At 60.5% G+C, this 18773-nt stretch carries 18 protein-coding genes; 8 read left to right on the top strand and 10 right to left on the bottom strand.

Annotation, left to right across the window (positions count from 1 at the left end; all coding sequences use genetic code 11):
* The first annotated feature begins 116 nt into the window (after positions 1 to 116).
* Complete coding sequence (gene putA, locus AC1DK3_RS13340) at positions 117 to 3296, top strand: bifunctional proline dehydrogenase/L-glutamate gamma-semialdehyde dehydrogenase PutA (RefSeq protein WP_477192668.1); 3180 nt, start codon at positions 117 to 119, stop codon at positions 3294 to 3296.
* 90 nt (positions 3297 to 3386) lie between these two features.
* Here the strand turns inward: putA and AC1DK3_RS13345 are convergent, their stop codons facing one another.
* Positions 3387 to 3752: a cupin domain-containing protein gene (locus AC1DK3_RS13345; protein ID WP_477192669.1), complete on the bottom strand. Its 366-nt coding sequence runs from the start codon at positions 3750 to 3752 to the stop codon at positions 3387 to 3389.
* An 81-nt stretch (positions 3753 to 3833) separates the two neighbouring features.
* Entirely contained in the window at positions 3834 to 5675 is a 1842-nt protein-coding gene (locus AC1DK3_RS13350) for a serine hydrolase (protein WP_477192670.1), read from the bottom strand.
* Between the two features lie 744 nt (positions 5676 to 6419).
* Here AC1DK3_RS13350 and clpS point away from each other — a divergent pair.
* The 4 genes from clpS (at position 6420) to AC1DK3_RS13370 (ending at position 10466) form a co-directional block, all read left to right on the top strand.
* On the top strand, positions 6420 to 6767 hold the full coding sequence (gene clpS, locus AC1DK3_RS13355) for an ATP-dependent Clp protease adapter ClpS (RefSeq protein WP_477192920.1): 348 nt from the start codon (positions 6420 to 6422) through the stop codon (positions 6765 to 6767).
* A 7-nt stretch (positions 6768 to 6774) separates the two neighbouring features.
* Entirely contained in the window at positions 6775 to 9234 is a 2460-nt protein-coding gene (clpA, locus tag AC1DK3_RS13360) for an ATP-dependent Clp protease ATP-binding subunit ClpA (RefSeq protein ID WP_477192671.1), read from the top strand.
* Between the two features lie 82 nt (positions 9235 to 9316).
* Entirely contained in the window at positions 9317 to 9550 is a 234-nt protein-coding gene (locus AC1DK3_RS13365; RefSeq protein WP_477192672.1) for a hypothetical protein, read from the top strand.
* A gap of 235 nt (positions 9551 to 9785) precedes the next feature.
* Positions 9786 to 10466, top strand: coding sequence for a GNAT family N-acetyltransferase (locus AC1DK3_RS13370; protein ID WP_477192673.1), 681 nt, complete (start codon positions 9786 to 9788; stop codon positions 10464 to 10466).
* Between the two features lie 48 nt (positions 10467 to 10514).
* Here AC1DK3_RS13370 and AC1DK3_RS13375 read toward each other — a convergent pair whose 3' ends face one another.
* From AC1DK3_RS13375 to AC1DK3_RS13390, 4 genes are all read right to left on the bottom strand, one after another.
* Positions 10515 to 10934 carry an HIT family protein gene (locus AC1DK3_RS13375; protein ID WP_477192674.1) on the bottom strand — a complete coding sequence of 140 codons (420 nt, stop codon included), beginning with the start codon at positions 10932 to 10934 and terminating at the stop codon, positions 10515 to 10517.
* 55 nt (positions 10935 to 10989) lie between these two features.
* The gene (locus AC1DK3_RS13380) at positions 10990 to 12162 is read right to left on the bottom strand and encodes a GNAT family N-acetyltransferase (RefSeq protein WP_477192675.1); all 1173 of its coding nucleotides are present in this window, start codon (positions 12160 to 12162) and stop codon (positions 10990 to 10992) included.
* Between the two features lie 114 nt (positions 12163 to 12276).
* The gene (locus tag AC1DK3_RS13385) at positions 12277 to 13026 is read right to left on the bottom strand and encodes a glycerophosphodiester phosphodiesterase family protein (protein WP_477192676.1); all 750 of its coding nucleotides are present in this window, start codon (positions 13024 to 13026) and stop codon (positions 12277 to 12279) included.
* 4 nt (positions 13027 to 13030) lie between these two features.
* Positions 13031 to 13492, bottom strand: coding sequence for a RidA family protein (locus tag AC1DK3_RS13390; RefSeq protein ID WP_477192677.1), 462 nt, complete (start codon positions 13490 to 13492; stop codon positions 13031 to 13033).
* 125 nt (positions 13493 to 13617) lie between these two features.
* Here AC1DK3_RS13390 and AC1DK3_RS13395 point away from each other — a divergent pair, with 125 nt between their 5' ends.
* Positions 13618 to 14487, top strand: a complete 870-nt coding sequence (locus AC1DK3_RS13395; protein WP_477192678.1) for a cell envelope integrity EipB family protein — start codon at positions 13618 to 13620, stop codon at positions 14485 to 14487.
* A 54-nt stretch (positions 14488 to 14541) separates the two neighbouring features.
* On the opposite strand, the gene AC1DK3_RS13400 is transcribed toward AC1DK3_RS13395, so the two are convergent.
* A complete protein-coding gene (locus AC1DK3_RS13400) occupies positions 14542 to 14814 on the bottom strand; it encodes a DUF3572 domain-containing protein (protein ID WP_477192679.1) in 273 nt (90 codons plus the stop codon).
* A gap of 141 nt (positions 14815 to 14955) precedes the next feature.
* On the opposite strand from AC1DK3_RS13400, the gene AC1DK3_RS13405 reads away from it, so the two are divergent.
* Positions 14956 to 15390 carry a response regulator gene (locus AC1DK3_RS13405; RefSeq protein WP_339083012.1) on the top strand — a complete coding sequence of 145 codons (435 nt, stop codon included), beginning with the start codon at positions 14956 to 14958 and terminating at the stop codon, positions 15388 to 15390.
* A gap of 22 nt (positions 15391 to 15412) precedes the next feature.
* A complete protein-coding gene (locus AC1DK3_RS13410; protein ID WP_477192680.1) occupies positions 15413 to 16783 on the top strand; it encodes a PleD family two-component system response regulator in 1371 nt (456 codons plus the stop codon).
* A 578-nt stretch (positions 16784 to 17361) separates the two neighbouring features.
* On the opposite strand, the gene rpmG is transcribed toward AC1DK3_RS13410, so the two are convergent.
* From rpmG to AC1DK3_RS13425, 3 genes are all read right to left on the bottom strand, one after another.
* Positions 17362 to 17529, bottom strand: coding sequence for a 50S ribosomal protein L33 (gene rpmG, locus AC1DK3_RS13415; protein ID WP_045836778.1), 168 nt, complete (start codon positions 17527 to 17529; stop codon positions 17362 to 17364).
* Positions 17530 to 17604: 75 nt separating this feature from the next.
* Entirely contained in the window at positions 17605 to 18306 is a 702-nt protein-coding gene (locus AC1DK3_RS13420; protein WP_477192681.1) for an NUDIX hydrolase, read from the bottom strand.
* Positions 18307 to 18318: 12 nt separating this feature from the next.
* Complete coding sequence (locus AC1DK3_RS13425; RefSeq protein WP_477192682.1) at positions 18319 to 18771, bottom strand: DUF983 domain-containing protein; 453 nt, start codon at positions 18769 to 18771, stop codon at positions 18319 to 18321.
* Positions 18772 to 18773 lie beyond the last annotated feature (2 nt).

Genomic DNA, 18773 nt, shown 5'->3' on the forward strand with positions numbered 1-18773 from the left:
AGTCGTCAAGTGGACAAGCTGATGGCAGTTTTTTCAGCCGCAGGCGCAGGCCCCTCAATCTGCTAATATTGGCGCTGGGCGAATCGCTGTGAGCGCCTTTTATCAGCGGGAACATTATGGTCGCCACATTGCGGCGCGAGGATAGCGTGACACAACGGGGTCTCCCGTCACGGGACGAGTTCGCCGCGCAGTATCTCATGGACGAGCCGCGGCTTGTCGGCGCTCTGATCGAACGCGCGCTCTTCACCGAGGACGAGCGGCGGCGGACCGCGGACGTGGCGCGGCGGCTCGTGCACGCGGCGCGGGCGGACAAGGCGAGCCACGCCGGCGTCGATGCGTTCATGCACGAATACGGTTTGGCGACGGACGAAGGCGTGATCCTGATGTGCCTCGCCGAGGCGCTCTTGCGCATTCCGGACGCCGAGACGGCAAATGCTTTCATTGCAGACAAGATTTCCGGCGGCGCGTGGGAGAAGCATCGCGGGCATTCGGAGAGCCTCTTCGTCAACGCCTCGACTTGGGGCTTGATGCTGACGGGCCGCATCATGCGGCTCAGGGAAGCCAAGGGCGCAAACCCGCTGCAGGCGATGAAGCGCCTCGTGGCGCGCTCGGGCGAGGGCACGATCCGGCTCGCCATTCGCCAAGCCGTGCGGCTTCTCGGCGAGCAATTCGTGCTCGGCTCGACGATCGAAGCAGCGCTATCGCGGTCGCGGGCATTCGCGGAAAAGGGCTACCGCTTCTCCTACGATATGCTCGGAGAGACCGCCCGATCCAAGCAGGATGCGGAGCGCTATTTTCAACGATACATGGCGGCGATCGACGCGGTCGGCGCGGATGCCGGGCCGTTTACGACGCCGCATGCGGATGCGATTTTCGACCGGCCTTCCATCTCCGTGAAGCTCTCGGCGCTTCATCCGCGTTTCGAGCCCGGCAAGGAACATCGTCTAAGGGCCGAGCTTGCGCCGCTGCTCTTGACGCTCGCGCGTGCAGCCCGGGCGAAGGGCCTGGGTTTGACCGTCGACGCGGAAGAGCAGGACCGGCTCGATGTTACCGCGGATCTCTTCGGCGAGACGCTTATCAGTCCGCACCTCGAGGGATGGAACGGTCTCGGCATCGCCGTCCAGGCTTACGGCAAGCGGGCCATTCCGATGCTCCGCTGGCTGCGCCGTCTCAGCGAGAAGACCGGCAAGCGCATCCCGGTGCGCCTCGTCAAGGGCGCCTACTGGGACAGCGAAATCAAATGGGCGCAGGAGCGCGGCTTGGAGGATTATCCGGTTTTCACGCGAAAGCTGCATACGGACGTTTCCTATCTGGCTGCGATGCGACTGCTGATCTCCGATTCCGCAGCCTTCTACCCGCAGTTTGCGACCCACAACGCGCACACGATCGCGGCGGCTTCGGTTGCGGGCGGCGCGGTCGAATTCGAATATCAGCGGCTGCACGGCATGGGCGAAGCGCTCTACGAACAGGTCATCGGCGAGGGCAAGTTCGGGCGAGCATGCCGGATCTATGCGCCCGTCGGCGGGCATGAAGACTTGCTCGGTTATCTCGTGCGCCGCCTACTCGAAAACGGCGCCAACACATCGTTCGTCAACCGGCTGGGCGATGAGGAAATGTCAATTTCCGAAATCATCGCCGATCCGGTCGAGATCGCCGATCGGGAGTTCACCTCGGGCGAGCGCGTCAAACTGATCACGCGGCCGCGGGATATCTTTCTGCCCGAGCGGAAAAACAGCGCCGGATTGGCGCTGGTGCAGGCGAGCGTCCGCGAAGGCATTCAAGCGGACATTGCGAAGATCCTGAAGGCTCCGTTTTTGGCTGGGCCTGTCGTCAACGGCACGGTTACGGCTGGCGGCGATGCGGCGGCGATCTCGTTATCGCCGCACGATCATCGCGATCGTATCGGTACGGTGCGGCTCGCAACGCCGCAGCATCTCGAGGATGCGATTTTCTCGGCGGTGAACGGCGCGCCGCGCTGGGAGAAAACCGATGCCTCGGAGCGTGCGCGCATTCTGGAAGCCGCGGCCGAACTTTTCGAAAGGGATCGCGCGGTTTTGATGGCTGCCCTCGTTCGCGAGGCGGGGAAAACGATCGAAGCCGCGCAGTCGGAGGTTCGCGAGGCGGTCGATTATCTTCGCTACTACGCGATCGAAGCGCGACGGCTCTTTTCCGATCCGGTTGTCCTCAAAGGGCCGACGGGCGAGGAAAACACGCTGTCGCTCAGAGGCCGCGGCGTGTTTGCGTGCATTTCGCCGTGGAATTTCCCCATCGCGATCTTTACGGGGCAAGTCGCGGCGGCGCTCGCGGCCGGTAACGCCGTCATCGCGAAGCCAGCCGAGCAGACGCCAATCGCAGGATTTCTTGCGGTGAAGCTGCTGCAAGAGGCCGGCGTGCCGCGCGACGCGCTTCATCTCGTGACGGGCGGCGGCAAGCTCGGAGAGGCCATCGTCAAAGATGCGCGCATTCAGGGTGTAGCGTTCACCGGCTCCAACGAAACCGCGTGGGCCATTCAGCGGGCGCTCGCCGATCGCCGCGGCGCAATCGTGCGGTTCATTGCGGAGACGGGCGGCATCAATGCCATGATCGCGGACTCATCTGCTCTTCCCGAGCAGGTTGTCCGCGACGCGGTGCGGTCGGCTTTCGATAGCGCCGGTCAACGATGCTCAGCTGCCCGCGTTCTTTTCGTGCAGGACGATAACGCGCCCCGCATCCGCTCAATGCTCGCGGGCGCCATCGAGGCGCTCGATGTCGGGGATCCGCTCGATTATGCGACGGATATCGGTCCCGTCATCGATGAAACGGCGCAGGATGCTCTTGAGAGCCATAAAGTCCGCATGCAGCGCGAGGGTCGCGAGATCATCGATCTGGCGATGCCGGAAGCGTGCCGCGCGGGGACCTACGTCACGCCGTCGCTCTATGAAATCGATCGCCTGAGCAAACTCGACCATGAAGTGTTCGGGCCGATTCTCCACATGATCCGGTACGAGCGCGGGCATTTGGACAAGGTCGTTGCGGCACTGAATGTTACCGGGCACGGCCTGACGCTCGGGCTGCATAGCCGCATCGAGAGCGTCGCCGATTACGTCGCGGAGAACGCGCGGGTCGGCAACCTTTACGTCAACCGCAATCAGATCGGCGCCGTCGTCGGCGTTCAGCCTTTCGGGGGTGAGGGGCTTTCGGGAACCGGTCCCAAAGCGGGGGGCCCCAACTATCTGGCGCGGTTCGCGACTGAGCGCGTGCGGGCGACGGACATTACCGCGACTGGCGGCAACTACACGCTGCTCAGCGGGAAGTGACGAGGGGTCTGTTGCGTCTGCGACAAGTCTTGGACTGGATCCCCGGCCTTGGACACGTCCTTCGGTCGTGCCCGGCCTAGGATGACGATTTCACTCGTAGAACGCATAAAATTTCTTGGCGGGCTCAACGATTTGCCACGTGCCGGTGAAGCCCGCGGGGGTTAGGAATGCGTCGCCCGCGCGGAAAGTCACCTCGGAGCCGTCGTCGCCTCGGACGACGATGACGCCTTCGAGCAGGTGGCAGAATTCATTTTCTGAGAAAACGACGCGCCAGGTTCCCGGCTCGCTGATCCAGATGCCGCTGTTGAAGCGGCCGTCCGGGCTTTGAAACAAGTTCTGCGCGCTTTGAACCGGATCGCCGGCGGTGATGCGCTCGGCCGCCGGGCGGTAAACTTCGGGAGCGGGCAGATTGCCCTGAAAGAGGATCAGCTTCGGAAATTCTGGATTGGCGGACACGGATGAGCCTTGGTTGACGGACTGCCCGCAACGGTACGACGCGTCCGCTTCGGTGGGCAAGCCTGTGATGGGCGGCCGTCGTCAGTCGCCCGCCATCACGAAGCAATCGACAGATTGCCGGCGAAGGGCGTTGCAGGTGGTCGTCGCCCGGTCGGCGTCAAAGCCTGTGAAGCGCGCGCGATAGACTTGGCGGCCGTCTTTCTGGGCGGGATGCGTGACCGTGGGAATGCCGGCGAGGAGTTTGCCCGCGCGGCCTTGAACGTTCGTGAGGGCACGCTGCGCGTCGTCAATCGAGCCATAGGCGCCGATTTGCACAGTGTACCGGCCACCGGTGGCTTTCTTGCCGGCGTTCCTTGGCTCGTAGCTTCCTTGGGCGGAAGCCAGGTGGATCGCGCTTGCTTGTGCGCCGAGCGTGGACGGCGGCAGTCCGCGGATCACGGGTGCGGCATGCGATGCGGTGTTCGCACTCTTCTGCTTTGTGCGGGCGATGGGCTTCACTTCGGCTGCTGGTGAAGCTGCCTGTGAAGCTGTTGGGGCTTCGGCTGCGATTGCAGCTGTCGCACGGTAGGGCTCAGCATCCGAAGCGTTCAGCATTGCGAGTTGCGTGCCGCCCGTCTGACGGCTCGCCGTCGAGGGCATTTCGTTCGGAGCCGGTATGCCTGCTCCGCGGTCGGACGCTCCGAGGTTGGCGGGCGCGAAGGGACGAAGGACGATATCCTCATCGGGTGCATTTGTGCTTGCCGGATTTTGACTGGCCGCGTTGTCGGCCACACGGACCAGGTCGGACCTTGTGGAGGTGCCGCGCGGTGGTGGCGTGTTGCGGTCGGGCCTGCGATCCGACGCTTCCATGTCGGTCGTTTCTTCCGGAGATGCGGGGACCGGGCGCGCTTTCGGCACCATCGGCACGGCGCGAACCTTGAAGATTTGGACCGGCGTTTCAGGCTCGGCAGCAGAAGAAGGCTCCGGCGAGGGTGCGGCGCTCGGCTGCCGGGGGGCAGGCGGCGCTGCCTCTGCAACCTCTGTCGGCCGCGACTTTCGGTCGACAGGGCGTTGGGCCGTCTTGGGCTCACTCTTCAGGCGTGCGAACTGCGTGGGCTTCCGGGTCTTCTGAGAAGAGGCCCGCGAGGCCATCCGCGTCAAAAGAACCCGCATTTCGGCATTTCGCTCGGCCGCGGTGTCACCGCCGAAGACGACGCCGATGAGATGGTGGTCGCCCCGGCGCCACGAGGTCACGAGATTGAAACCCGAGGCACGAGTGTAGCCGGTTTTGATGCCGTCGATGCCTGAGAAGCTCTTTAGCATCGTATTGTGATTGCGGAAGCTTTTGCCGCCATACTCGAATGTGCGGGTGGCAAAGAGCGGGTAATAGGACGGAAAATCGTCCTGCAGACGCAGGGCAAGCGTCGCCATATCCCGTGCGGTCGTCACCTGAGCGTTGTTCGGGAGGCCCGAAGCGTTCTCGAAATTCGTCTTGGACATGCCGATCTCGCGGGCGCGGGCATTCATCAGGCGAACGAAATTGGCCTCCGAGCCGCCGACCTTCTCGGCGAGCGCTACGGCGATGTCGTTGGCGGATTTTGTGATGACGGCCCTGATGGCATCGGAGACCGTGATTTGCTCGCCTGGTTTGAGGTCGAGCTTCGAGGGTGCGACACCGGCGGCTGCCGTGGAGATCGTCAGCCGGTCGGACATCTTCAAACGCCCGGACTGGAGCGTCTCGAAGGTCATATAAAGGGTCATCATCTTCGTGAGAGATGCCGGATGCCGGAGCGCATCGCCGTCCGCGTCGTGCAGGACCGTGCCCGTATTGGCATCAAGGATCAAGGCTGCGTGGCGATTTCCCCCGGCGGCGCTTGCGCCTCCCAGGAACACACCAAACACAACTGCAAAAGCCGGCGCATAGGCCAACGCTCGTCGAAACAAGACGCTAATTCCCTCTGCCGCTCGTACCGAGCGGTTGTTTTGACAACCCTAATCCACGGGTTGGCGGTAAAGGCTCCCGTGGAAGGCCCCGCAGTCAACGTTGACAGCAGAGCACTGTTTTTGGGCACCTTTTGGGCGCTCCCGAATTTTTCAGCGCCCGCAGATGCTCGGGGAAGTGTATGGGCGGAGAACTGCAGCAGGGTTAAAGAACGCGGTAAAAATACCCTCTCGCGGTGTCTCAATTTCGCTCGCCAAGCGAGCGTTCGGAGGGCAAGCTCCAGGGAGGCGGCTCATGGACAGGCAGAGTTCAAGGCCGGGGGCAAGACGGGGGCAGGCGTTCAACCTCAGGTTCGGCGTGAGACAGGGGCAAGGCCCGGAGCTCCCGACGCCCCAGGTGGAGCGCTGTGCGTGACACCGGCTCCGTCGCTATTGAGGCTAATCGGAACTTGAAAGGGCTTGCGTCATTCAATTGTTGGAAATGCCAGATGCGTCACTCGGCTCGTTCTATTTTTTGTTCGTCAGCGTGCCTATATTACGTGCTTGATGGAGACGGGTGTTAGCTTGAACATTTGGCAAGAAAGACGAGTGCCCCGCCGGGCACGCATTTGGGGAAGCGGGCGTTACCTTTCTGCCTCCAACATGCACCCGATGCGGGATAGCTTTGGAAGATCCGACGGATTCGGGTTTTCCCCGAGGCACGCGATGAAGACGGTGCAACTTATTCCCTCGTTGGCGGCCCACCGCATGGCCGCGAACAAGGACGATCCGCCCGATGGGCCGCGGCGCGATGACGGCGAGTCGAAAACAGGTATCGTCACCAAGACCCGTCCAAAAACGAAGAAGCCGAACCTATATAAGGTTCTTCTGTTGAACGACGACTTCACGCCGATGGAGTTCGTTGTTCTGGTGCTGCAACGCTTCTTCAACAAGGGACAGGAGGATGCGACCCGCATTATGCTCCATGTCCACCACAAAGGAGTCGGGATTTGCGGGGTCTATACTTACGAGGTCGCCGAAACAAAGGTGACGCAGGTGATGGACTTTTCACGGCAGCATGGCCACCCTCTACAGTGCACCATGGAGAAAGAGTAGGACTGGATTGACATCGCTCTCCAAAAATCTTGAAGCCTCGCTGCACCGCGCTGTGCAGTATGCAAACGTCCGCCACCACGAGTTTGCGACGCTTGAGCATTTATTGCTCGCGCTCGTCGACGATCGTGACGCTGCTGCCGTTATGCGGGCCTGTTCCGTCGACATCGAGCAATTGCGTGCCCGATTGATCGAATATCTCGACACCGAGCTCAAGCCGATCGTTTCGAAATCAGCGCGCGACGCTCACCCGACGAATTCGTTCCAACGGGTCGTTCAGAGGGCGATCGTCCACGTCCAGACGTCGGGCCGGGAGGAGGTCACGGGCGCTAATGTGCTCGTCGGCATTTTCTCGGAACGCGAAAGCCACGCGGCGTATTTCCTGCAGGAGCAGGAAATGACACGCTTCGATGCTGTTCAATACATTGCTCATGGAATTGCAAAGCGGCCCGGCATGTTTGAGCCGCGGACGGTTCGTGGAGTCGATGAGGACGTGAACGCGACCGAGGGTGAAGAGAAGAAACCGGGCGATGCGCTCAACACGTATTGCGTGAACCTCAACAAGAAAGCTCGCGACGGCAAGATCGATCCGTTGATCGGCCGCGAGCAGGAGGTTATGCGCACCGTGCAGGTGCTCTGCCGCCGCCAGAAGAACAATCCGCTCTTCGTCGGCGACCCGGGCGTCGGTAAAACGGCGATTGCCGAAGGGTTGGCGCGCAAGATCGTGGGCGGTCAGGTGCCCGACGTTCTGAAGGGCGCAACGATCTTCTCGCTCGACATGGGCGCGCTCCTTGCCGGAACCCGCTATCGCGGTGATTTCGAGGAGCGGTTGAAGGCCGTCATGAAGGAAGTCGAGGCGTTTCCCGGCGCGGTTCTCTTCATCGACGAGATCCACACCGTGATTGGCGCGGGTGCGACTTCGGGCGGAGCTATGGACGCTTCGAACCTGCTGAAGCCTGCACTGCAGTCCGGAACGCTCCGCTGCATCGGATCGACGACATACAAAGAGTACCGGCAGCACTTCGAGAAGGACCGGGCACTCGTGCGCCGGTTCCAGAAGATCGATGTGAAGGAGCCGACAGTTGAGGATGCGATCGAGATTCTCAAAGGCCTGAAGTCGGTCTTCGAGGATTATCACAAGATCAAGTACACGAACGAGGCCATCAAGGCCGCGGTCGAGCTCTCGGCCCGGTACATCCACGACCGGAAGCTGCCGGACAAGGCGATCGACGTGATCGACGAGACGGGTGCGTCGCAGATGCTTGTCCCGGAAAACAAGCGGAAGAAGAAGATCACCACGAAGGAGATCGAGGCGACCGTTGCCGTCATGGCGCGTATTCCGCCAAAGACCGTCACGAAGAGCGATGCCGAAGTCATCGCTCATATCGGTCGCGATCTGAAGCGGCTGGTTTTCGGTCAGGACAAGGCCATCGAAGCTCTTTCGAGCGCGATCAAGCTGGCGCGTGCCGGTTTGCGCGAGCCCGAGAAGCCAATCGGTTGCTATCTGTTCTCCGGTCCAACGGGTGTCGGCAAAACGGAAGTCGCCAAGCAGCTCGCCAACCTGATGGGCGTCGAGCTACTGCGCTTCGACATGTCGGAATACATGGAGAAGCACACGGTTTCGCGTTTGATCGGCGCACCTCCGGGGTATGTCGGGTTCGATCAGGGTGGCCTGCTGACCGATGGCATCGATCAGCATCCGCACTCGGTGCTGCTGCTCGATGAAATCGAGAAGGCGCATCCGGACCTGTTCAACATCCTCCTGCAGGTGATGGACCACGGCAAGCTCACGGACCACAACGGCAAGTCGGTCGATTTCCGCAACGTCGTCCTCATCATGACGACGAACGCGGGCGCGTCCGACATGGCCAAGCCGCCTATGGGCTTCAACCGCACGAAGCGCGAAGGCGAAGATACGGAAGCAGTGACGAAGCTGTTCACTCCGGAGTTCCGCAACCGTCTCGACGCCATCGTTCCGTTCGCGGGCCTGTCGCCCGAGATCATCGCGCAGGTCGTCGAGAAGTTCATCTTCCAGCTCGAAGCGCAACTCGCAGATCGCAGCGTTTCGATCGAGCTGTCGGATGAGGCGACACGGTGGCTCGCCGAGAAGGGTTACGACGAGAAGTTCGGCGCGCGGCCGTTGTCTCGCGTCATCCAGGAATACATCAAGAAGCCGCTGGCTGAAGAGCTGCTGTTCGGCAAGCTCGAGAACGGCGGAACGGTGAAGGTTCTGGTCTCCGGCAAAGGCCCTGACAGGGCTTTGGCCTTCGACTTCCTGCCGCTCGATCCTTCGAAGAGGGTGAAGACGCCGGAAGACGAAGAGACGGATGATGACGACGAGGATCTTCCGCAGCCGGTTCTTGCGGATGCGACGCCGAAGAAGGCGTTGCCGGGTCCAAAGGAGAAGGGTGAGAAGCCCAACGGGTCCGGTGCGGTGCCAAGCGTGCCGCGCAAGAAACGAGAAGAGTAAGGTTCAACGGCACGACCTTCGGGTCGTGCCGTTTCTTTATGTGTCGAGGCCGTTAGGAGGGCCTGAAGGCCAGCGTGGTCGCATGATCTGGCTCTCCTCTTTGCTTCTCGCGGGAATTTTGGGCTGGCTCGGAACCGGCTGGGTGGCGCCCATCCTGATCTGCGTCGTTGCCGGGTCTATGATTGCAATCGATAGTATCGGTGCGAACGAATTCACGGCAAGCACGGCGGCGACGCTTGCGATGATCATCGCGGCGGTTTTCGTCGTGTGGGGCGGCAGCCGGGCCCTGAGGCGTTCACTTACAACTGCCGGTTGATCGTCCGGCCTAAGGCTTCAGCTGGCAAGCGTCGCCTCTGTTCGCAGCTCTGAACAAAATCGCAAGATTGAAACGCGCCGGCAGATAGTCCGGCGCGTTTTCTTATGTTCTCATGCTCGATGTTCGGTGCGGATGGCGTGCCGGCACGCTGGCCTTCCGGGTGGCTGTGGTTTGGGGTATGCGCCAAGGGATAGTGATCCATCCATCTGTGAAAAATCGACAGAAAGACGAGAGCATGGGCCATGATCTTTCCTGCTGGACGCGCCGCCCGCGTCCGGCGCGCGTTGTCATGGACGGTCGCTACACGCGGCTCGAGCCGCTAGATCCAGCACGGCACGGAGACGCGTTGTTCGAACAATCGGCTGCTCGCGGGGCTGAAGAGCGTTTTCGCTATCTCTTTGAACCGCCGCCCGCGACAAGCGCCGATTTGCGGTCATGGCTCGATGCGATGTCGCAAAGCCAAGATCCAATGTTCTGGGCAGTGGTTGATAAGACGAGCGGCCGCGCTGCCGGGCGGCAGGCGTTGATGCGCATCGATCCGGCCCACGGCGTTATCGAGGTCGGATCGATCCTTTGGGGTCCGGCGATTGCGCGCACGCGCGTTGCTACTGAAGCGCTCTACCTCTTCGCGGTGCATGTTTTCGAGGATCTTGGCTATCGCCGTTTCGAATGGAAATGTCACAACGATAACGAGCCATCCAAGCGCGCCGCGCGCCGCTTCGGTTTCACCTACGAGGGCCTATTCCGTCAGCACATGGTGGCCAAAGGAGCCAACCGGGACACCGCCTGGTTCTCGATATTGGACAAGGAGTGGCCGGCCCTTAAAGCGGCCTACGAGGCTTGGCTGGCGCCGGAAAACTTTGATGAGGCTGGACGGCAGCGGGCGCGATTGAGGGCCGCCGCTGCGCTTGAATAAGGGCGGACATCTGCTTGACGACAAATCGGCAATCTTGGCCCGGGATTATCAGGCCAGCGCGGCCTTCAGCTTTTCAGCTTTAGCTGCGAGCACGGAACCTTCTTCCATATTCCGGGCGTGGATGTGCAGCGGCTTACCTTCGTAGCGGGGTATGACGTGGAAATGCAGGTGGAAGACCGTCTGGCCGCCCGCCGTTTCATTGAACTGTGCGATGCTGATGCCGTCGGCATTGAAGGCGGATTTCGCGGCGACGGCGACTTTCTGAACGATGGGAATGACCTTCGCCAGCACTGCTGGGTCGGCATCGAGAAGATTGCGGGACTGAGCCTTCGGGAGGATCAGCGTGTGACCCGGCGACTGGGGCATCACGTCCATGAAGACGATCGCATCGGCATCCTCGTAGACTTTGTGGCACGGAATTTCGCCGCGCAGGATCTTCGCGAAGATGTTGTTTGCGTCGTACGACATGATGTTCCGCTCGGCTGAATATGACTATGCGGGCCACCGCCAACGGGGCGCCGCTTCAGGCTTCGTCTTTGCGATAGGGGCCTATCTCGGTCAAGTCGGCATTGAACCGGGTCACGGCATGGCGCTCCTGGTTGAGAAAGCGTTCCACGGCTCGTTCGAGCGCCGGGTCGGCGAGCCAGTGCGCGGAGTACGTTTCGACCGGTAGGTAGCCGCGTGCGAGCTTATGCTCGCCTTGGGCGCCGGCTTCGATGCGCGGGAGCCGGTGCTCGATGGCGTACTCGATCGCTTGATAATAGCAAACCTCGAAGTGGAGAGCCGGGTGGTGCTCGATGGCGCCCCAGTAGCGGCCGTAAAGGCAATCGCCGCCGATGAGGTTCAAGGCGCCCGCGATGTAGCTTCCGTGCCGCTTCGCGAAGACCAGCAGGCACCGCTCGGGCATCGCCTGGCCGAGGAGCGAGAAGAAGGTGCGATTGAGATAGGGCCGGCCCCACTTACGGTTTCCGGTGTCCATGTAGAAGGTGTACATCGCATCCCAGTGGGCTTCGCCGATGGCTCTGCCGGCGACACGTTCGATCTCGATCCCGTGCGCCAATGCTGCTTGGCGTTCTTTTTTGATCCCTTTGCGTTTGCGCGACGCGAGGGTTCCAAGAAAGTCGTCGAAGGAGCCGTAACCCTGGTTTTGCCAATGGAATTGCTGGCCAATTCGCGTCAGGAAGCCGAGGGCGCGCAGGCGGGCCGCGACGTCGCGGTCGAGGAATGTCAAGTGTACTGACGAAAGGCCGCCGAGGCGGGCAACCTCAATCGCTGCGGCGGCCAGCATCTGCTCGTCGGAATAGGACTTTGCTCCCGGCTTCACGAGCAGGCGAGGGCCGGGGACGGGCGTAAACGGTACGGAAATCTGGAGCTTTGGATAATAGCGTCCGCCCGCCTGGGCGTAGGCATCGGCCCAGCCGTGATCGAATACGTACTCACCCTGGCTGTGCGATTTCAGGTAGGCGGGCGCGGCTGCTGTAATCGATCCGGTCTCGTCTTCGATGACGAGATGGCGCGGCAGCCAACCGCTTTTGGTTCCGACCGCGTGCGATTCCTCAAGCGCCTTGAGGAAGGCGTGAGAAACAAAGGGATTGAACTTCGCCGGATCAGGATTGGCGCACGCATCCCATTGCGCTGCGTCGATCGCTGCGATCGACGGGGCGAGCTTCACGGCCGTGTCGGGAAATGTCGGCATCTTTACCGCTGCTGAGTATGTCCCAAGTCTATGCAACTCCTTCGCTGTCTCAAAGCGACAAAGGGCAGGGCAGATCCGCGCTCAGTGCGGTGATCTAGAACGGCGGCCCAATCGTTAGGGATGAAAGCCCTCAAATATCATGGCGTCGGCGTGTGCTTCGGCGATGCGCCGCTGCTTCGGCGTGCGCACTGTCCACGTAAAGAGCGGCAGGCCCGAGACGCGGCGCACGTATTCCGTTACCGGTGTCGGCAGTGCATCGACTTGGTAGGCATAAAAGTCTGGCGCGACTGGGCCCGACTCGAGCAGGCCGCGAAGGGCAGTTGCTCGCTTTCTTTTGATCTTGCGCGACCACCAACCGGCGCCCGCGTAACTTCCCGAAACGATCCCGTGCGGGACGGCTGGAGCCAAGCTCCGCACTGCCATCATCACGCCCGGATCGAACGACATCAAGGCGACGGGGCCGCGATACTCTGAGACGAGCCTCGCGATGCTGGCGATGAACTCGCGGTCCGGCGGCTCCCATTCGCTTTTGATTTCGATGAGCAACGGGACACGCCCACCGACCAAGTCCAGAAGGCCGGCGAGCGTCAGGATCGTGTCGCCTCCGACACGATAGCGAAGCGTTCCGAGATCACGTTCCTTGACGGCCGAGAGGGGCCCCCGTCCTTGGACGAGCCGGTTCAACGTTTCATCGTGAAAGACGATTGGAACGCCACCTTTGATGGGCCGCACATCGCATTCGATGCCGTAGCCTGCCGTCATCGCGGCCTCGAATGCAGGACCCGTATTCTCGATGATGCCGCGCTTCGCGTCGTGCAGCCCACGGTGTGCGATCGGACGGAGGAAGGCTGCACGGTCGCGCATGGCGTCAGCGGATTTTCAAGATCGCATCAATCTCGACGCAGGTGCCGAGCGGCAGGCTCGAGACGCCGACTGCGGATCTCGTGTGCCGTCCGGCGTCGCCGAGGACGGCGACGAGAAGGTCGGATGCGCCATTGATGATCTTCGGATGATCGACGAATTCCGGCGTCGCGGCCACAAAGCCCGTCAGCCTCAAGACCTGGACCACGCGTTCAAGATCGCCGAGAGCGGCTTTCGCTTGTGCCAGCAAGCTGAGCGCGGATTGCCGGGCGGCTTCCTGCCCGTCTTCGATAGAGACATCGGCTCCAAGCTTGCCTGTCAGCACACGGCCGGTCGCATCCTTGGCGACCTGTCCCGAAATGAAGAGCTGGTCACCGGAAATGAGAAAAGGCACGTAATTGGCGACGGGTTGAGGCGCTTCGGGGAGTTTAAGGCCCAATTCGGAAAGCCTTTGCTCGACTGTTGTCATTGGCATATTACCCATAGTTAGATTTCGGCGCAGCTTGTGCCGTGCTAGCGCCTCTTTGCAACGCTTTATCTGCGAACTAGACTGCAGCAGTTTTAAGTATACCGGCCGGAGAGCGAGTGAGCCCAATGATAGTGCGTGAAGGCTATGTCACGTTCGCGCTTCTTGTTCTTGCCGGTCAGATGCCGGTTACGCCGGCGGCTGCAACCGATCTTATCCCATTCGCCCCACATCGAGCGGTCTACGAGCTTTCGATGGGAGACTCAACGGCGGCCTCGGGCGTGACGGGCGTTGCTGGCCGGATGGTTTATGAGCTCAGCGGCTCGCAGTGCGACGGCTATACGCAGAACATGCGTTTCGTGACGGTGATGACGAACCAGGAAGGAACCGAGACGCTCAGCGATCTCAGGAACTCGAGCTGGGAAGAGGCCGACGCGAAGAAGCTCAGGTTTTCTTCTACGCAATATCAGAACGATAAGCTCGCAGATACGAGCCAAGGGGATGCTGCGCGTTCGAAGGGTGCGACGCCGGTCGTCGGCGTAGATCTCGTGAAGCCCGCAAAAAAACGCGTTTCGTTGCCGACAGATATTTATTTTCCGATGCAGCATGCTTCGATGTTGGTTCAGGCGGCCAAGAGCGGCGTGAAGATGTTTGCGGCCAACCTCTATGACGGGTCGGAGCAAGGCGAGAAATATTATTTGACCAATACTGTCATTGGCAAAAAGTTCGACAGAAGCACCAAGACTGTCCCGGCTTCCTTCAAAGGTGCAGACATTCTGGCGAGCGTCGATTCTTGGCCAATGACGATCAGTTATTTCGAGGCCGGCAAGGACAAGAGCGATCAAACGCCGTCCTATGAGTTATCGTTTCGCTATTTCGAAAATGGCGTCACGAGCAATCTGAAGATTGATTACGGTGAGTTCTCCATCAGGGGCGAGCTTAAGGAACTGACGGCGCTCACGCCGGGCAAGTGCCCGGAAACGAAGGACGCACACTAGCCAGTTCGCAATCCAATCGCGGCCCCTCGGGCAATGCGATCTCGGGCGATGCGATTATGAGAAATCGATTGGTCCTGTCAGGAGTTGATGGGCCGGGCCCATGACCGCGGGGTCGATGCCGGCTTCCTGGCAGAACGACAGCAACAGTCCTTCGTCTGAAAGAATGTAGTCGAACATTGCTGCTTGCAGCTCGCGCGAACTGGCGACGCCTCGAAGATCGTCAGGTGAAAGCCCAGTCAATGAAAGAAAACGCGAAGTTTGATTTGGGTCGGCGAGCAGGAATGCCAGCACCTGCAACGCTACGGCCTCCGCATCATCCTTAGTCATAGGTTTTGATCTGGAGCGAAGCATTGCGTTTCCTATGCGGAGGCTGATGTTAACTGTTGGTTACGGCTTTCGAGGCAAAGATGACCCAGGGTTTGTGCGAGAATCGGTGCAAAACGACCGCGATGGAGAGTGGGCGGTTTAATGACGTATCAGGAATCCGGAACGAACGTCGAGCGTCGCGTGCCTGAGCCGCGGCCAACGGTGCGATCTGTTCTGATCGTCGAAGACAATGAGCTCAATATGAAGCTCTTCAACGACCTCCTCGTTGCGCACGGCTACAAGACGATCCAGACGCGAAATGGCTTCGACGCGCTCGAACTCGCGCGCAAGCACCGTCCCGATCTCATCTTGATGGACATCCAGTTGCCTGAAGTTTCCGGCCTCGAGGTGACGAGATGGCTGAAGGACGATGACAGTCTCCGCGAAATTCCGATCGTCGCAGTAACGGCTTTCGCGATGAAGGGGGACGAGGAAAGGATTCGGTCAGGTGGTTGCGAAGCTTACATTTCGAAGCCGATTTCGGTGATGGCGTTTCTCGAAACCGTTCGAAAGTTCATCGGCCCGTCGAAGCCGTAGTTCGTATCCAGATTTGTGATCCATGACAGCCCGCGTACTCGTCGTCGATGATATTCTTGCCAATGTGAAGCTTCTCGAGGCGAGGCTGCAGGCGGAGTATTTCGAAGTTCTCACCGCCAACAGCGGGCAGCAGGCTCTCGACATTCTGGCGCGCGAAAGCATCGACGTCGTGCTGCTCGACGTCATGATGCCCGGCATGGACGGTTTCGAGGTGTGCCGCCGCATCAAGGGCAGTCACGCGACCCATCACATTCCCGTCGTCATGGTCACGGCACTCGATCAGCCGTCCGATAAGGTCCTTGGCCTCGAAAGCGGCGCCGACGATTTCCTTACCAAGCCCGTCGATGACATCGCACTCGTTACGCGCGTGAAAAATCTCGCGCGCCTCAAGATGCTGAACGACGAAATGATCATGCGTGCCTCGACTGGCAAGGACATGGGCATTCCGGACGATGGCTCGCTCGCACGGGCGCTTTCCGCGAGGTCGGGCCGGGTCATGCTGGTCGACGACCATCCCCGTTCGGCGGCGCGCCTTCTCGAAGTTCTATCCAAAGCCAACGACACCTACGCGGAGCGCGATGCGCAGACAGCGCTGGTGCGGCTCGCGGAGGGCAATTTCGATCTGCTGATCGTGAGTTTGTCGTTGCAGGGGGCCGACGGCTTGAGGCTTTGCTCGCAAGTGCGTTCGCTCGAGCGTACACGGCATCTGCCGGTCATCATGCTGGTCGAGCCGGGAGACGAGGCGCGCCTGCTCCGCGGGCTCGATATGGGCGTTAACGACTATCTGATGCGTCCGATCGACCGGCACGAGCTGCTCGCGCGCGTGAAGACGCAGATCAAGCGGAAGCGCCATTCGGATTTCCTGCGGCATCGCCTCGCTGAGAGCGTCGAGCAGGCAATCACCGACTCACTGACGGGGCTTCATAACCGCCGTTACATGGAAGGGCATCTTCGAACATTAGTCTCGGAAGCGATCCGCACCGGCCGCAACCTATCGATGCTCGTTGCCGACATCGACCATTTCAAGAACGTCAACGACACGTACGGTCACGACGTCGGCGATGCTGTGCTCAGAGAGTTTTCTGTACGCCTTCGGCGGAATACGCGCGGGATAGATCTTGCGTGCCGGCTCGGGGGCGAAGAGTTCGTTATCATCATGCCGGACACTGATCTCACGCACGCCTACCAAGTCGGCGAGCGATTGCGCGCGTGCGTGGCATCCGATGAATTCGCGATCGGTGACGGCAGAAGCATCCGCGTGACGGCGAGCGTCGGGATCGGCACGCTGGAAACGTCTGACGACACTCCCGAGACGATGTTCAAGCGTGCGGATTGTGCGCTCTACATCGCCAAAAGGCGCGGACGAAATCGGGTCGTCGCCGATGCGGCGTAACTGAGACTTTCGGGACGACGGGGTCGTTGCTGTTGCGCAATTGTGCTGATGCAACGTTTTGAACGTTGCTGATCCCAGGCCAATTTCTCATTATTTACGGGCGTTTAGTCAGCCAACGAAACGCTGCCGTTTCGGTCGAATCGTTGCGTTGGCGACACAGTAAAGCAGTTGTTGCTTTCCGCACTGTATTCTGGCACCAATTTCAATAACGACGTGGGGATAACAAGAACATTACGTCAGATTTATTGGTCGCGAAGCCTGCAGCATGCTGTTTGGATGGCGACCGAGAAATCCCGCGCTATTGGGCCCGCCGCATAGCCTGATAGAGTGGGTATGATCGAACCGAGCGACCACACGAGTGGCCTCCTCGAACGGTTGCAGAGGGTCGATCGCGAAGCTGGGTGAGGAACAACGCCCTCTTTGAACCTCGCCCGGTTGTGGCCAGGGTCGCGAAGCTGTCTCGGAACGATTTACCCCGCTGCCGAGTTTGCTTTAGGCCCTGGCCGCTTTCAGCCAGGGTCCCTTCAACACATCGATTTTATCAAAAACAAACCAGTGTAGGCTGGCGTTTAACGCGCCTACTTGATCTTGGTTTCCTTGAATTCCACGTGCTTGCGCACGACCGGATCGTATTTCTTGAATACGAGCTTCTCGGTCGACGTGCGCGGGTTCTTCTTCGTGACGTAGAAGAAGCCGGTGCCGGCAGACGAGAGCAATTTGATTTTTTGTGTAACGGGTTTCGCCATCGATCTTGGCCCTAAGTGAAAGCGCCAATGAACCTTGGCGATGAAGCGCGCAACATACGCGCGAACTTTGCCGTGTCAAGGCGGCGGAGGTGCGACTTTACAGGATATTAGATCGCGACGATAGACGGATCCGGCCGAATAATAGAACGGCAGGAATTCGCGTGTGCCGCTCAATTCTGGATCGTCCAGAAGAAGCGCTGCGACGTCGTCGAGTACATATTTGGTGATCCGCGGCAGGTCGAGATCGGCGGCCTTCGAAATGGTAAACCAACCCAGATCGAGCAGCTCGCCGTCGGGCGGCGTAAAATTCCCAGAGACTGCATTCGCCTTCGTCACGAAAAACCAAGTGTCGTAGCGGCGGACGCGTCCGGGGGGCGTAATGGCGCGCGCAAACGGCAGCAGCTCGGCGGGGGATGGGCTATGCCCCGAGGCTGCAAAAGCCTCCCAGCCCGCGCTCTGATGCTCGAATAGGCTCTTCGTGCCAATTACGAGACCGGTTTCCTCACAGAGTTCGCGAACGGCCGCCAGCGCGAAGGGCTTGATTGCGTGTGCCAGGTTCGCCGGCATGAAAGCGCCCGCGAACCGATCGGCGAGTGCGCGATCGTCTTCCTCCACGCGGCCGCCGGGAAACACCCATTTGTCGGGGAGAAAGATTTGGCTGGCGTGGCGGCGTCCCATCAGAAGTGTGGGTTCGGGCCCGGAGGTGTCGACGACAACGAGGCACGCTGCGTCGCGGATCGGCGTTTCAGTCAGTTGGTCACTGAATACTTCAGACATCGCGGCGGGTTGTCAGGTGGCCGCGGGCGGCGACGGTGGCCATTCCTCGGGCTTGTCCTCATTCGGATCCCCGAAGCCATGCATGCGAAGGGCCCACTGATATCCGACGAGTGATCCCTTCACGCGCGGCAACAGCCATAAGCTCAGCAGTATGAGCGCCGGCATCCAGATCGCAAGCTGTACCCACGTCGGCGGTGAATAGAGCCTCTCGACAATGATGATGCCGGCGACGATGACGTGTGCGGTGATCGTCATGACGAAATAGGGCGGAGCGTCGTCGGCGCGCTGATGGAAAAGTTCGGTTCCGCAAGCCGGGCAGAGGTCATTGACCTTCAAGTACTTGCCGTAAAGCTTTCCCTCACCGCAGTTCGGGCACTTCTGATTCCAGCCGCGGCTCAATGCCCGCCTGACATTTCGATCTGTGCCATCGTTTGCGACGGGGATGTTGCCTGCGGTATCGAGCATGA

Source organism: Hyphomicrobium sp. 01T421 (assembly GCF_056398805.1).

Coding starts and splice junctions, on each gene's coding strand:
- putA (WP_477192668.1), top strand. CDS start 117: ATGGTCGCCACATTGCGGCGCGAGGATAGCGTGACACAACGGGGTCTC.
- clpS (WP_477192920.1), top strand. CDS start 6,420: ATGGCCGCGAACAAGGACGATCCGCCCGATGGGCCGCGGCGCGATGAC.
- AC1DK3_RS13365 (WP_477192672.1), top strand. CDS start 9,317: ATGATCTGGCTCTCCTCTTTGCTTCTCGCGGGAATTTTGGGCTGGCTC.
- AC1DK3_RS13370 (WP_477192673.1), top strand. CDS start 9,786: ATGGGCCATGATCTTTCCTGCTGGACGCGCCGCCCGCGTCCGGCGCGC.
- AC1DK3_RS13375 (WP_477192674.1), bottom strand. CDS start 10,934: ATGTCGTACGACGCAAACAACATCTTCGCGAAGATCCTGCGCGGCGAA.
- AC1DK3_RS13380 (WP_477192675.1), bottom strand. CDS start 12,162: ATGCCGACATTTCCCGACACGGCCGTGAAGCTCGCCCCGTCGATCGCA.
- AC1DK3_RS13385 (WP_477192676.1), bottom strand. CDS start 13,026: ATGCGCGACCGTGCAGCCTTCCTCCGTCCGATCGCACACCGTGGGCTG.
- AC1DK3_RS13390 (WP_477192677.1), bottom strand. CDS start 13,492: ATGACAACAGTCGAGCAAAGGCTTTCCGAATTGGGCCTTAAACTCCCC.
- AC1DK3_RS13395 (WP_477192678.1), top strand. CDS start 13,618: ATGATAGTGCGTGAAGGCTATGTCACGTTCGCGCTTCTTGTTCTTGCC.
- AC1DK3_RS13400 (WP_477192679.1), bottom strand. CDS start 14,814: ATGACTAAGGATGATGCGGAGGCCGTAGCGTTGCAGGTGCTGGCATTC.
- AC1DK3_RS13405 (WP_339083012.1), top strand. CDS start 14,956: ATGACGTATCAGGAATCCGGAACGAACGTCGAGCGTCGCGTGCCTGAG.
- AC1DK3_RS13410 (WP_477192680.1), top strand. CDS start 15,413: ATGACAGCCCGCGTACTCGTCGTCGATGATATTCTTGCCAATGTGAAG.
- rpmG (WP_045836778.1), bottom strand. CDS start 17,529: ATGGCGAAACCCGTTACACAAAAAATCAAATTGCTCTCGTCTGCCGGC.
- AC1DK3_RS13420 (WP_477192681.1), bottom strand. CDS start 18,306: ATGTCTGAAGTATTCAGTGACCAACTGACTGAAACGCCGATCCGCGAC.
- AC1DK3_RS13425 (WP_477192682.1), bottom strand. CDS start 18,771: ATGCTCGATACCGCAGGCAACATCCCCGTCGCAAACGATGGCACAGAT.